The sequence below is a fragment of the Allostigmatella hybrida genome (assembly GCF_020103775.1).
In the GTDB taxonomy this organism is placed as follows: domain Bacteria; phylum Myxococcota; class Myxococcia; order Myxococcales; family Myxococcaceae; genus Hyalangium; species Hyalangium aurantiaca.
On sequence record NZ_JAHXBH010000043.1, the window covers coordinates 36181 to 50885 of the forward strand.

The window sequence follows — 14705 nt, forward strand, 5'->3', positions numbered from 1 at the left end:
AGGGCTCACCTGCCGAGGAAGCCGCGGACCTCCTGCAGGAGGCGCCCGGCGTCCTCGGGCGAGGTGTAGAAGTGAGGGGACAGGCGGACGCGGCCCCGGCGCAGCGAGAGGCTCACATCCCTCTCCCCCAGCCAGGCCGCCAGCGTCCGCGCCTCGCCCCTCGGGGGGACGAAGGTGAGGATGCCAGCCCGGTGCTCCGGCGAGGGCCCCGTGGTGCAGCCCAGCTCCTTCAGCCCCTCGTCCAGGGTGGCCACCACCGCCCGGATGCGGGCCTCGATGGTGGGCATGCCCACCTCCAGGAGCAGCTCCAGGGCGGCCCCCAGCGCGTAGATGCCGGTGAAGGCGTGGCTGCCCTCTTCCAGCCGCCCCGCGTCCGGGCGCAGCTCGAAGTGGGAGCGGTTGAAGTTCCACGCGTCCGTGGTGCTCCGCCAGCCCACGAGCACCGGCCGCAGCCGGGGCAGCAGCGCTTGGTCCACGTAGAGGAAGCCGATTCCCGAGATGCCCAACATCCACTTGTGGCTGTCGGCGCTCAGGAAGTGGATCCGGCAGCGCTTCACGTCCACCTGGGTGCAGCCGACGCTCTGGATGCCGTCCACGCACAGCAGCACGCCCGCGCGCTCGCACAGCGCGCCGATGGCCTCCAGGTCTGTCTGAAAGCCGCTGGCGAACTGCACGGAGCTGACCGCCACCAGGCGCGTGCGCGGCGTGAGCGCCGCGGCCACTGCCTCGGGCGTCACCCCGCCCCCGGGGGCGGAGATCTCCCGCACCTCCACCCCCCGGTCCTTCAGGTGGAGCCACGGATAGACGTTGGAGGGGTACTCGATGGCGGTGGCCACCGCCACCTCGTCCCCGGGCCGCCAGTCCAGCCCTTCGGCCACCAGCCCCAGCCCGTGGCTGGTGTTGCGCACGAAGGCGATCTCCTCCGGGGCCGCGCCGATGATGCGCGCGGCCAGCCCCCGGGCCTGCTCGGCCCGCGCCTCCCACCCGCGCTCGTGCTTCACGCCGTGCTGCACCACGTCGTCCATCCACTCGCGCACGGCGGCGGCCACGCGAAGGCTGGTGGGCGCCACGCCCGCGTGGTTGAAGTAGAGCTGCTGGGCGAGGACGGGAAACTGGGCCCGGTAGGTTTCGATCGAAGCGCTCACGCGCCCAGTTTACCGGCCCGGCGGCGCGTCCAGGCGGGGAACAGCACGAGCAGCAGCCACACGACACTCCCCGCCACGCCCCCGGACCGGCAGCCACAGCCTTCGCCCTCGCCCTCGCTGCCCCCGCCGGTCACGGTGACGGGGAAGGTGCAGCTCACGGTGTTGCCCTCCGCATCCGTCGCGGTGGCGGTCACCACCGTCTCCCCCACGGGAAAGACGCTGCCCTGCTCGGGGCTGTAGCGCACCTCGGGCGAGCCCGCGTTGTCCTGCGCGGACGCCTCGGCGAACTCGACACGGCCCCCGTCCTCCCCCTGCACCGCCACCGTCTGTGGCCCGGGACACTCGATGGAGGGGGGCATCCGGTCTTTCACGTCGACCCAGAAGGTGCACTCGCTCCGGTTGTTCGCCCCATCCACCGCCGTGGCCTTGACCTGGGTCTCTCCCAACGGAAAGAAGCTCCCGGAAGGCGCGCTGAGCTCCACCCTGTCCAGGACGACCGCGTCATTGGCGGACACCTGAAAGAAGACGGGCGCGCCCTCCATCGCCGTGGCCTCCGCGTACAGCCTCTCCGGCGGGCACTGAATCCACGGCGCGGTGCTGTCGCGGACGAAGACCTCCATCGTGCAAGTCCCTGGATTGCCCACCCCATCCTTGACGGTCACGGTCACAGGGGTAGGCGACGTCTGACTCCAGGGCAAGCGGGTCCCAGACGCAGGCGTATACTCCGGCTCCTTGACGGGCAGCAGCGAGTCGTCGCTGATGGATTTCGGAGGCAGGAACTGGACCTGTGCCCCGCCGGGGCTGAGCGCCTCCACCGTCATGGGCCCCGCGCAGGTGACTTCCGGCGGAGTGCAGTCCACCTGATTGAAGTCCACCGAGAACAGCTCATCCCCCACGAAGGGCTTGTTGTCCTTGTACTCCGTGGCCACGAAGAAGAGCTTGTTCAGCGCGCTCACGATGGTGGTCGTGGGCGAGGGAATCCCTGCCTGATAGGGGTACCTGGCCATCTTCAGGGTCCCCGTGGGCTGGCCATTGCTCTTCCAGAGCGAGTAGCCGCCCTCGGGGTCGTCCGCCACGAGGATGGCCATGCCCGGCCCCGGGGCCATCAGCGAGATGGGGGTGGTGTCGAAGTTCTTCACGAGCTGGGTCCCGGATTTCGTCCCATCGCTCTTCCACAGCTCGTTGTTGTGCATGAAGAAGAGCAGGCCACTCACGTGGGTGAGCTGCGAGAGCGGAGAGGAGAAGCTGCGCAGGTTCCTCGCGCCCCACCCATCCCGGTACACCCACAGCACCGTTTGCCCGTCCCTGATGGTGAAGAAGAGCAAGTCCCCGGCGGCGGTCAGGTCCTCCAGGGGGCCGTCGCCGGTGATGCCCAGCACGAGCTCGGTGTTCTCCGGACTGCCCGAGGACTTCCACAGCTTGTAGTTGCCCCCGGGCGTATTGATGGCCCGGAAGAACAGCTGCTCATTCGCCACGGTGAGATCCGACGGGGCCCCATCGCCCCCGGGCCACAGGTCCTTCACCTGAAGGGTGCCCTCGGGCGTCCCATCGCTCTTCCACAGCTCGGCCCCGTGGCTGCTGTCCCAGGCCTGGAAGTAGATCCTCCCGTCCCCCAGGGGCGTCAGGAACTGCGGATTCGAGTAATTCACCCCGTTCGCGGCCGCCACCTCCACGGTGCCGCCTGCGCTCCCATCGCTCCTCCACAGCTTCGTGCTGCCCCCCTGTCCCTTCATCTTGAAGATGAGCCTGTTGCCCAGGGCCGTCAGTTCCATCTCGGCTTCGTTCGAGTCCAAGTTGTGGACGAACTGGGTGCTCTCCCGAGTTCCATTGCTCTTCCACAGGGTTGGCTTGCCGTTCTGGGTAGCCACGAAAAACAAGGTTCCATGAACAACCGTGAGTTCCCGGGGATCCGAGTTGGGATCGTCGGGATTTTCGGCGATGTCCTTGACGAGCCACGTCCCTGCCGGCGTTCCATCGCTCCGCCAGAGCTCGGAGCCATAGCGCCCAAGCCCCTGCCCCCCGTCGGAGGCCTGGAAGTAGAGCACTCCGCCCATGTCCACCATGCCGGTGGGAACGGAGCCGGCACATTGGGTGCCGACACACCCCTCCGCGATGTCCTTCACCAGGGCGGGCTTCGTCTCCTCGCAGCTCTTGAGGAGGTGCTCACCTCCGGAGGACTGCGCGTACGCCGGACGGGAGAGAAGTCCCCAGGGGGAGAGCAGCAAGAGCGTCAGGAGTGAAGGCCGTGGGCGCCACATGCGCTCGTTCTACTTCAGGACTCGCCTCATTTCTCATGTGCCGCACTCTCCTACTTCTGCGGCGGCCCGCGCTTGCCTGCCGCTTCCGGCGGGGCGGACGGATCCGCTGACATGCGAGAGGTTCAATCTGGGCGCCATAGTGGTGGAACGCGCGGCTTGTGCGAAGATGCGCGAGGCCACGCCGGCCCTGTTTCTGGGCCTCCGCGCTGCTTCTTCCCCTGTCCTCGTGGCAAGCTGAAGGCGCAACGCGAGCCCTGGATGCTCGCGTCCGGAAACGTCCCGGCCCGGCGCAGTCCGCACCACCCCGCCCCCTCTTGCCGCCCTCGCAGGATGACGACGACATGACCGAAGCCACACCGCTCGCAGGATCCCCGGTGGAGACCTCTCGACGCGTGGCCCCGGCGCGGACCCCGGCCGCTTGGGCCTGGGTGCTCGCGCTGGCCACAGCACTCCTGGGCACCTCCGCGCTCGCGCAGCCCCAGGGGCTCCCCGACATCGAACTGGAGCGCCTGACGCTCAACCCCAGCGGCAAGGGCTCCTTGCTCGTGGGCACCGGCGAGGTGCTCAACCGCGGCGGCTACCGCTTCTCGCTCACCGGCCATTACCAGAAAGACCCGCTGGTCCTCTTCAAGGACGGGGAGGAACTGGGCGCGCTGGTGAAGCAGCGAGTCACGGCTCACCTGGCGGCGGCTTACGGCGTGTTCAACTGGCTGGAACTGGGAGTGCAGGTGCCGGTGCTGCTGACGCAGGGCGGAGATGATCTGACGCCCTACGGGTTGGACCGGCCCGCCGAGGGGCTGGCGCTGGGAACCCCCTATGTGTCGGCGCGGGTGGCGCTGCTGGCCCAGGCGGATGAGCAGCCGGTGGATCTCGCCATCGGCGCACAGGTGGGGCTGCCCGTGGGCAGCGCCGCGGCCCTGGCGAAGGATGGCTCGGTGCGGCTCATTCCCAGCGTGATGGTGGGCCGGCGCTTCGGCCTGCTGCGCGCCGCGCTGGATGCGGGGCTCACGCTGCGCTCGCGCACCGTGCTGGTGGAGGACGAAAACATCCAGGACGAGCTGGGCAAGGAGCTGCGCCTGGGCGCGGTGCTGGCCACCACCAACGAGGGCGTACGCGGAGAGCTGAACGTGCTGGTGTCCGCGCCCTTCGAGCGCTCCGGCAACGCCGTGGAGGCGCTGGCCGGGGTGCGGCTGCCGCTGAGCAGCGCGTTCGAGGGCTATGCGATGTTGGGCGCGGGCGTGGGCGATGCGCCGGGCACCCCGTCCTTCCGGGGCCTGCTGGGCGTGGCGCTGGTGAACACGCCGTTCCGGTGCGTGGCGGGAGGCAAGCACACCACCGAGCAGTGCCCGGACCTGGATGACGACAACGACGGGGTGACGAACGCCGCCGACACCTGCCAGGGCGTGGGCCAGGGCGTCCGGGTGGATGCCCAGGGCTGCCCGGTGAAGGACTCGGATGGCGACGGGCGGGTGGATCCGGATGACCGGTGCCCGCAGGTGCCCGGCGTGGAGCGGTTCCAGGGCTGCCCGGACACGGATGGCGATGGCATCGAGGACTCCGCGGACAAGTGCCCGCAGGTGCCCGGCGTGGAGCAGTTCCAGGGCTGCCCGGACACGGATGGCGATGGCATCGAGGACTCCGCGGACAAGTGCCCGCAGGTGCCCGGCATCCCCGAGCTGAAGGGCTGCCCCGCGAAGGACACGGACCAGGACACGCTGCCGGATCACCGCGACAACTGCCCCACCGAGCCGGGGCCGGTCTCCAACCAGGGCTGCCCGGTGCAGCAGCAGCAGCTGGTGGAGATCCAGCGCGACCGCATCGAGATCAAGGACAAGGTCTTCTTCGACTCCGACCGGGCCAGCATCCTGCCGCGCAGCAACCCGCTGCTGGATCAGGTGGCGCGGATCCTCATCGAGCACCCGGAGCTGGAGAAGGTCTGGATCGAGGGCCACACGGACGAGCGCGGCAGCCTGGACTACAACCGCGAGCTGTCCCAGAAGCGCGCGGAAGCGGTGCGCGAATACCTCATCTCGCGCGGCGTGCCCGGCAACCGCCTGGTGGCCAAGGGCTACGGGCGCGAGTACCCCGTCGCCTCCAATGAAACCGTCGAAGGCCGGGCGGCCAACCGCCGGGTCGAATTCCTCACCACGCCCCGCGAGGGCGGCCAGCCGTAACCGCGGGGAGCCCACATCATGAAGACTCCATCCATCCTGAGGAACACCCTCCCCACCGCGCTGCTGGCGGTGCTCGCGTGCGCCCTGCCCGCCCTGGCGGCACCAGACCTGTTCGGCGTGGGCACCGGAAGGAACGGGGCCTTTGCGCCCGGCGGCACCAATATCGTCAACCAGTACGCCCGGGTCCGGGCCCCGCTGGCCCCCGGAGACACTTCGATCCCCATTACGCCCACCGCGGGCTGGACCGCCGGGGGGGGCGATCTGGTGATGGTGCTCCAGACGACGGGCATCGTCCCCGAGCCTGGCTCAAGCGGACCGGACGCCATCGATCTGTCGAATGATCCGGTGGGCCGGTGGGAGCTGGCACGGCTGAGTTCGGCCACTTCGACGGTGCTGACCCTGACGGAGCCGCTGAGTTACTCCTACGCGGCCACCGTCACCCAGGTCATCCGGGTGCCGGAGTACACGACCGTCACCCTCGGCTCGACGAGCGTCATCACGGCCCGCGGCTGGGATGGGAGCACGGGTGGCGTCGTTGCCTTCCTCGCCCAGGGCATCGTGACCAACAACGGCTCCATCACCGCCACGAGCCGCGGCATGCGAGGCGGACAGGCGGTGCGGGACAACAGCAGCACCACCGATTGCTCAGACCTGGATCAGCCCGCGGCGTCCGGCGCACAAAAGGGTGAGAGCATTGCCCAGACCCGTTATGGGGCGGGTGTCACCGGCCGCGGCCGGATGACCAACGGGGCAGGCGGTGGCGTCTGCCTCCGGTCGGGCGGCGGTGGCGGAGGAAACGGAGGCCCCGGCGGCCGTGGTGGAAACAGCGAGGACTACCGGGACGTCGGCGGAGAGGGAGGCGCCGCCCTGCTCTACTCACCGCTCGCCCGCCTGACCCTGGGCGGTGGCGGAGGCGCAGGTCACGTCAAGAACACCTCGACCGCCGCCGGCGGCTCGGGCGGTGGCATCGTCTTCATCCGCGCGGGCGGGATGGCCGGCAACGGCTCCCTTCTGGCCGATGGATTCCTGGCCTCGAACGTCACCGCGGATGGCGCGAGCGGCGGTGGTGGCGGCGGCACCATCCACCTCCGCTTCACGGGAGACGCGGACTGCAACTACACCCGCGTTCACGCCTACGGAGGCAACGGCGGCAATTCGGCCAACCCGTCCGGCCCGGGCGGCGGCGGCGGTGGCGGACAGATTGTCTTCCAGTCCTGTGGCGGCACCTGCGTGCTGCCGTCCAGCGCCATGAGCGGAGGAAGCTCCGGTGTGCAGACGGGCCTGGAGGATCCCTATGGCGCCGAGGCGGGCTCGGACGGAGTCCTCTCCGTCGTTCCGGGGTGTTACTCCCCCGTGCCCGCGCCGGTGGTGCTGACGCCGGCCCACAACTCGCGCACCAACGACACGACGCCCACGTACACGGGCACGGTGCCTGTCCCCGCGCCCGCGGGCACCGAGGTGATCATCTATGTGGATGGCATCGCGGCGGGCCAGGTGGTCCCCGACAGCGCCGGGAACTGGTCGTTCACGCCCACCACGCCCCTGGCTCCGGGAACCCACACCGTCTACGCCACGGCCATCGCCGGCGGGCTGGAGGGGCCGGACAGCAACACCAACACCTTCGTGGTGGACACGACGCCCCCCGCCGCACCGGTGGTCTCCACCCCGGCGAACAACACCACCCTCACGGACAACACGCCCACCTACTCCGGCACGGCGGAGCCCTTCAGCACCGTCACCGTCATCGTGGATGGCATCCCCGTGGGTACCACGACGACGAATTCCAGCGGTGCCTGGGTCTTCACCCCCACCGCGCCCCTGCTGGACGGCCCTCACTCCGTGAAGGCCACCGCCACCGACACCGCGGGCAACACGAGCCCTGAGTCCAACACCAACACCTTCATCATCGACACCACCCCCCCGGCGGCCCCGGTGGTTGTGACGCCGGCCAACGGCTCCATCACCAGCGACAACACCCCCACGTACTCGGGCACCGCCGAGGGCGGCGCCACCGTCACCGTCATCGTCGATGGCAGCCCCGTGGGCACCGTCACCGCCGATGCCAGCGGCAACTGGAGCTTCACCCCCACGACGCCGCTGCTGGATGGCTCTCACTCGGTGCGGGCCACCGCCACCGACTCGGTCGGTAACGTCAGCGCCTCGTCCAACACCAACACCTTCATCGTGGACACCTCGCCCCCGGCGGCGCCTGTGGTCACCACCCCGGCCAACGGGTCCACCACCAGCGACAACACGCCCACCTACTCGGGCACCGCCGAGGCGGGCTCCACCGTCACCGTCATCGTCGATGGCGTTCCCGTGGGCACCACCACCGCCAACACCAGCGGCACCTGGAGCTTCACCCCCACCGTGCCCCTGGCGGACGGCTCCCACACCGTGAAGGCCACCTCCACCGACGCGGCGGGCAACCTCAGCCCTGAGTCCAACACCAACACCTTCACCATCGACACCACGGCCCCGGCGGTCCCTGCCGTCATCACCCCGGCCAATGGGTCCACCACCAGCGACACCACGCCCACCTACTCGGGCACCGCAGACGCAGGCTCCACCGTGACCGTCATCGTGGACGGCGTTCCCGTGGGCACCACCACCGCCAGCGCCGGTGGCACCTGGAGCTTCACGCCTGCCGCGCCCCTCCTGGACGGCCCTCACACCGTGAAGGCCACCGCGGCGGATGCCGTGGGCAATACGAGCCCTGAGTCCAACACCAACACGTTCATCGTGGACACCACGCCTCCGGCGGCCCCGGTGGTCACCACGCCCTCGAATGGTGCGGTCCTTTCGGACAACACGCCCACGTACTCGGGCACCGCCGAGGCCGGTGCCACCGTCACCGTCATCGTGGATGGCAGCCCTGTGGGCACCACCACCGCCAACACCAGCGGCGCCTGGAGCTTCACCCCCGCCGTGCCCCTGGCCGATGGGACTCACTCGGTCAGGGCCACCGCCAGCGACGCGGCGGGCAACGTCAGCGCCTCGTCCAACACCAACACCTTCATCATCGACACCACCGCCCCGGCGGCCCCGGTGGTTGTGACTCCGGCCAACGGTTCCACCACTCAGGACACCACCCCCACTTACTCGGGCACCGCTGAGGCCAACTCCACCGTCACCGTCATCGTCGATGGCACTGCGGTGGGCACCACCACTGCCAACGCCAGCGGCGCCTGGAGCTTCACCCCCACCACGCCTCTGGCCGATGGCTCTCACACGGTGAGGGCCACCGCTACCGACTCCGTGGGCAACGTCAGCGCCCCGTCCAACACCAACACCTTCATCGTGGACACCACCGCCCCGGTGGCTCCGGTCGTCACCACCCCGGCCAATGGGTCTACCACCGGCGACAACACGCCCACCTACTCGGGTACCGCTGAGGCCAACTCCACCGTTACCGTCATCGTTGATGGCTCTGCCGTGGGCACCACTACTGCCAACGCCAGCGGCGCCTGGAGCTTCACCCCCACTGCGCCTCTGCTGGACGGATCTCACTCCGTGAGGGCCACAGCCACCGACGCGGCGGGCAACACCAGCCTCCCGTCCAACACCAACACGTTCACCGTGGATACCACCGCGCCTGCGGCTCCGGTCGTCATCACTCCGGCCAATGGGTCCACCACCAGTGACACTACGCCCACCTACTCGGGCACCGCCGAGGCAGGCTCCACCGTCACCGTCATCGTGGATGGCATTCCCGCCGGCACCACCACCGCGGATGCCAGCGGCAACTGGAGCTTCACGCCTGCTGCACCTCTGCTGGATGGCTCTCATACGGTGAGGGCCACGGCCACCGACTCCGTGGGCAACGTCAGCGCCTCGTCCAACACCAACACCTTCATCGTGGACACCACCGCCCCGGCGGCTCCGGTCGTCACCACCCCGGCCAATGGGTCCACCACTCAGGACACCACCCCCACCTACTCGGGTACCGCCGAGGCGGGCTCCACCGTCACCGTCATCGTCGATGGCACTGCGGTGGGCACCACCACTGCCAACGCCAGTGGCTCTTGGAGCTTCACCCCCACTGCGCCTCTGGCCGATGGCTCTCACGCGGTGAGGGCCACCGCCACTGACTCCGTGGGCAACGTCAGCGCCTCGTCCAACACCAACACTTTCATCGTGGATACCACCGCCCCGGCGGCCCCGGTGGTTGTGACGCCGGCCAACGGGTCCACCACTCAGGACACCACCCCCACCTACTCGGGTACCGCTGAGGCCAACTCCACCGTCACCGTCATCGTCGATGGCTCTGCGGTGGGCACCACTACTGCCAACGCCAGCGGTGCCTGGAGCTTCACTCCTACCGCTCCTCTGGCGGATGGCTCTCACACCGTGAGCGCCACCGCCACCGACTCTGTGGGCAACGTCAGCGCCTCGTCCAACACCAACACCTTCATCGTGGACACCACGCCTCCGGCGGCTCCGGTCGTCACCACCCCGGCCAATGGGTCCACCACCGGCGACAACACGCCCACCTACTCGGGCACCGCCGAGGCCAACTCCACCGTCACCGTCATCGTCGATGGCACTGCGGTGGGCACCACCACCGCCAACGCCAGTGGCGCCTGGAGCTTCACCCCCACCACGCCCTTGGCCGATGGGACTCACTCCGTCAGGGCCACTGCCACCGACTCCGTGGGCAATACCGGTCCTCAGTCCAACACCAACACGTTCACCGTGGATACCACCGCGCCTGCGGCCCCGGTGGTTGTGACTCCGGCCAATGGGTCCACCACCGGCGACAACACCCCCACCTACTCGGGCACTGCTGAGGCCGACTCCACCGTCACCGTCATCGTGGACGGCATTCCCGCTGGCACCACCACCGCCAACGCCAGCGGTGCCTGGAGCTTCACCCCCACCGCGCCCCTGCTGGATGGCTCTCACACGGTGAGCGCCACCGCCGCCGACTCCGTGGGCAACGTCAGCGCCTCGTCCAACACCAACACCTTCATCGTGGACACCACGGCCCCGGCGGCTCCGGTCGTCACCACCCCGGCCAATGGGTCCACCACCGGCGACAACACGCCCACCTACTCGGGCACCGCCGAGGCAGGCTCCACCGTCACCGTCATCGTCGATGGCTCTCCGGTAGGCACCACCACCGCCAACGCCAGTGGCGCCTGGAGTTTCACGCCCACCACGCCCCTGGCCGATGGGACTCACACGGTGAGGGCCACGGCCACCGACTCCGTGGGCAATACCGGTCCTCAGTCCAACACCAACACGTTCACCGTGGACACCACCGCGCCTGCGGCCCCGGCCGTCATCACCCCGGCCAATGGGTCCACCACCGGCGACAACACACCCACCTACTCGGGCACCGCCGAGGCGGGCTCCACCGTCACCGTCATCGTGGATGGCATTCCCGCCGGCACCACCACTGCGGATGCCAGCGGTGCCTGGAGCTTCACGCCTACCGCTCCTCTGCTGGACGGCCCTCACTCCGTGAAGGCCACTGCCACCGATGCGGCGGGCAACACGGGCCCTGAGTCCAACACCCACACCTTTATCGTCGATACCGCGGCTCCCGCCGCTCCGGCCGTCACGGCTCCCGCCAATGGCGCCATCCTCACGGACACCACGCCTACCTACTCAGGCACCGCCGAGGCGGGCTCCACCGTCACCGTCATCGTCGATGGCAGCCCCGTGGGCACCGTCACCGCCGATGCCAGCGGCAATTGGAGCCTCACGCCTACCGCGCCGCTGCTGGACGGCTCGCACACGGTGAGGGCCACGGCCACCGACTCCGTGGGCAACGTCAGCCCTCCCTCCAACACCAACACCTTCATCGTGGACACCACCGCGCCTGCGGCTCCGGTGGTCATCGCTCCCTCGAACGGTGCCACCCTGAGCGACAGCACGCCCACCTACTCGGGCACCGCCGAAGCGGGCGCCACCGTCACCGTCATCGTGGATGGCACCCCCGCCGGGACGGTCACCGCCAACGCCAGCGGCGCCTGGAGCTTCACCCCCACCGTGCCCCTGGCGGACGGCTCTCACTCCGTGAAGGCCACCGCCACCGACGCGGCGGGCAACACGAGCCCTGAGTCCAACACCAACACCTTCACCATCGACACCACCGCCGCGGCGGCCCCCGTCATCGTCACCCCCGCCAACGGTGCTGTTCTCGGTGACAACACGCCCACCTACTCGGGCACCGCGGATGCGAACACCACCGTCACCGTCATTGTCGATGGCGTTCCCATTGGCACGGCTCCGGCGGATGCCAGCGGCAACTGGAGCTTCACCCCCACCGCGCCCTTGCTGGATGGCTCGCACACGGTGAAGGCCACCGCCACGGACTCCGTGGGCAACGTCAGCCCTGAGTCCAACACCCATCTGTTCCTCATCGACACCCTCGCGCCCGCCGCTCCCGTGGTCATCACCCCTGCGGATGGCGCCACCCTGAGCGACAGCACGCCCACCTACTCGGGCACCGCCGAGGCTGGTGCCACCGTCACCGTCATCGTGGATGGCACCCCCGCCGGGACGGCCACCGCCAACACCAGCGGCGCCTGGAGCTTCACCCCCACCGTGCCCCTGGCGGACGGCCCCCACACCGTGAGGGCCACGGCCTCCGATGCGGCGGGCAACATCAGCCCTCCGTCCAACGTCAACACCTTCACCATCGACACCACGGCCCCGGCGGCCCCCGTCGTCGTGGCCCCCGCCCAGGGCGCCGTCCTCATGGACACCACGCCCACCTACTCGGGCACCGCGGATGCGGGCACCACCGTCACCGTCATCGTGGATGGCACTCCGGTGGGCACCACCACCGCCAACGCCAGCGGCAACTGGAGCCTGACGCCCACCACCGCCCTGGCCGATGGCTCGCACACGGTGAAGGCCACCGCCACGGACTCCGTGGGCAACGTCAGCCCTGAGTCCAACACCCACACCTTCATCGTGGACACCACCGCCCCCGCCGCTCCCGTGGTCATCACCCCCGCGGATGGCGCCGTCATCAGCGACAACACGCCCACGTACTCGGGCACCGCCGAGGCAGGATCCACCGTCACCGTCATCGTCGATGGCTCTCCGGTGGGCACCACCAAAGCGGACGCCAGTGGAAACTGGAGCTTCACCCCCACCGTGGGGCTCTCCGCGGACACCCACCAGGTGAAGGCCACCGCCACCGATGCGGCGGGCCAGACGGGCCCCGAGTCCAACACCCACACCTTCATCGTCGACACCACCGTGCCGGCGGCGCCGGTCGTGCTCACCCCCGCGCACCAGTCGGTGACGAACGACACCACGCCTGCGTTCACGGGAACCGCCGACGCCAACCTCACGGTGACGCTCTACCTGGGCAACGTCGAGCTGGGCACCACCACCGCGGACGCCAGCGGCAACTGGAGCTTCACGCCTTCCTCGCCCCTTGAGGAGGGCACCTACGAGGTGAGCGCCGTGGCCACCACCCTGGCCGGCAACGCGAGCCTGTCGTCCAACGTCAACACCTTCACCATCGACACCACCGCCCCCCAGGCCCCCGTGGTGACCACCCCCGCCGAGGGCTCGGTGACGAACAACACCACGCCTGCCATCTCCGGAACCGCCGAGCCGCTCAGCACGGTGGAGGTGACCCTCAACGGAGCCGTGCTGGGCACCGCCACGGCGGATGCCGCGGGCCAGTGGACGCTCACGCCCCCCACGCCGCTGCAGGACGGCCCCTATCGTGTCACTGCGATCTCCTCGGACCTGGCCGGCAATGTCAGCGCCCCCTCCGTCCCGGTGAACTTCGTGGTCGACACGAGCGCCCCCGACACCTCCATCGTCTCGGGCCCCTCGGGCGACACCTTCGAGGCCGATGCCTCGTTCCGGTTCAGCGCCACGGAGGCGAACGTGACGTACGAGTGCAGCCTCGACAACGCCGCGTTCACTCCTTGCGAGGAAGCGCCCACCTTCCCGGGGCTTGCCGAGGGCAGCCACTCGCTCCAGGTGCGTGCCCGGGACAGCGCGGGCAACGTGGACCCGACGCCCGCCTCGGCTACCTGGAACGTCCTGACGCCTCCGAGCGACTGGGCGCTCCTGGGCAATGGGTGCACCTCGACCAGCGGGGGACCGGGCCTGCTGGCGATGATGGGGCTGGCGCTCTCGGCGCTGCTGACCCGGAAGCGCCGGCCGTAGGCCCGTCCGGCTGGGGCTTTCTGGGCCGCGTGTCTCTGTTCAGAGCACGCGGCCCCGCCCCCGCCCGCTCACGCCCCGGCCCGTGAGCATGGTGAAGAGACGCCCAGCGAGGGCGCTGGAAACGCTCGCCGGACGCGCTACCGTCCGAGCATGAGCTCGACCCAAATCCGCTGCCACGTGAACGCCCCTCGCGCGAGCGTCTATCGCGCGCTGGTGGATGCGCGCTCCATCGCGGCCTGGAGGGTGCCACCCGGCATGACCAGCCACGTCCATGCGTTCGACCCGCGTGAAGGGGGCTTGATCCGGATCTCGCTCACCTACGACATGCCTACCGGCACAGGCAAGACGACCGCGCACACCGACACGTACCACGGCCGCTTCGTGAAGCTCGTGCAGGACGAGCAGGTGGTCGAAGTGGTCGAGTTCGAGACAGAGGATCCCGCCTTGCGCGGCGAGATGACGCTCACACTCACCCTCACGGATGCAGCAGACGGTGGCACCGATGTGCTCGCCGTCCACGAGGGCCTGCCTCGCGGCGTGCCGGCCGAGGACAACGAGACCGGCTGGCGGCTGTCACTCGCGAGACTCGCAGCGCTCGTCGAGGCCCGCTAAGCCCCCGGACGGCGGAACAGGCGTAAGACCTCGCCGTGCCCCGTCGTGACGGGCTCCGGCCTCTCGTGAGACCTCCCTTGGCCACACGCCAGGAGGTGGTCCATGGAGTTGGAGAAGGAACTGGAGCAATTCCGTCAGGAAGCGCAGCGATTGAAGGCCGGGCGGCGCAGTGGCTCGCTGCCGTTCCCGGAGGCGCTGCGCGCCTTCGCGGTGCGCTACGCCGAGCACACCGTGGCGAAGGATGGGACGGTGACGGACGCGGCGCAGAAGCTGGGGGTGTCCGGGCCGACACTCTACGAGTGGCGCAAGGGGCGCCCCGCGGGACACCGCCGTCCGAAGCCCGCCGAGAAGGGCGCGGCTCTGGTGCC

General features: G+C 69.6%; 6 protein-coding genes. 4 read left to right on the plus strand and 2 right to left on the minus strand.

The features are described 5' to 3' along the window. Window positions 1-5: 5 nt before the first annotated feature. Both KY661_RS35075 and KY661_RS35080 read right to left on the minus strand, forming a co-directional pair. Entirely contained in the window at window positions 6-1145 is a 1140-nt protein-coding gene (locus tag KY661_RS35075; protein WP_225414335.1) for an aminotransferase class V-fold PLP-dependent enzyme, read from the minus strand. Continuing rightward, window positions 1142-3403, minus strand: a complete 2262-nt coding sequence (locus KY661_RS35080) for an HYR domain-containing protein (RefSeq protein WP_225414336.1) — start codon at window positions 3401-3403, stop codon at window positions 1142-1144. Before KY661_RS35080 ends, KY661_RS35075 begins: the two co-directional genes overlap by 4 nt. Before the next feature lie 374 nt (window positions 3404-3777). Here KY661_RS35080 and KY661_RS35085 point away from each other — a divergent pair, with 374 nt between their 5' ends. The 4 genes from KY661_RS35085 to KY661_RS35100 all read left to right on the plus strand — a co-directional run. Further along, on the plus strand, window positions 3778-5577 hold the full coding sequence (locus KY661_RS35085) for an OmpA family protein (protein ID WP_225414337.1): 1800 nt from the start codon (window positions 3778-3780) through the stop codon (window positions 5575-5577). An 18-nt stretch (window positions 5578-5595) separates the two neighbouring features. Next, window positions 5596-13725, plus strand: a complete 8130-nt coding sequence (gene agmC, locus KY661_RS35090; RefSeq protein ID WP_225414338.1) for an adventurous gliding motility protein AgmC — start codon at window positions 5596-5598, stop codon at window positions 13723-13725. Between the two features lie 150 nt (window positions 13726-13875). After that, window positions 13876-14337 carry an SRPBCC domain-containing protein gene (locus KY661_RS35095; RefSeq protein WP_225414339.1) on the plus strand — a complete coding sequence of 154 codons (462 nt, stop codon included), beginning with the start codon at window positions 13876-13878 and terminating at the stop codon, window positions 14335-14337. Between the two features lie 102 nt (window positions 14338-14439). Further along, window positions 14440-14705 (plus strand): transposase (locus KY661_RS35100; protein ID WP_225414340.1); only part of this gene is annotated, 266 nt, incomplete at its 3' end.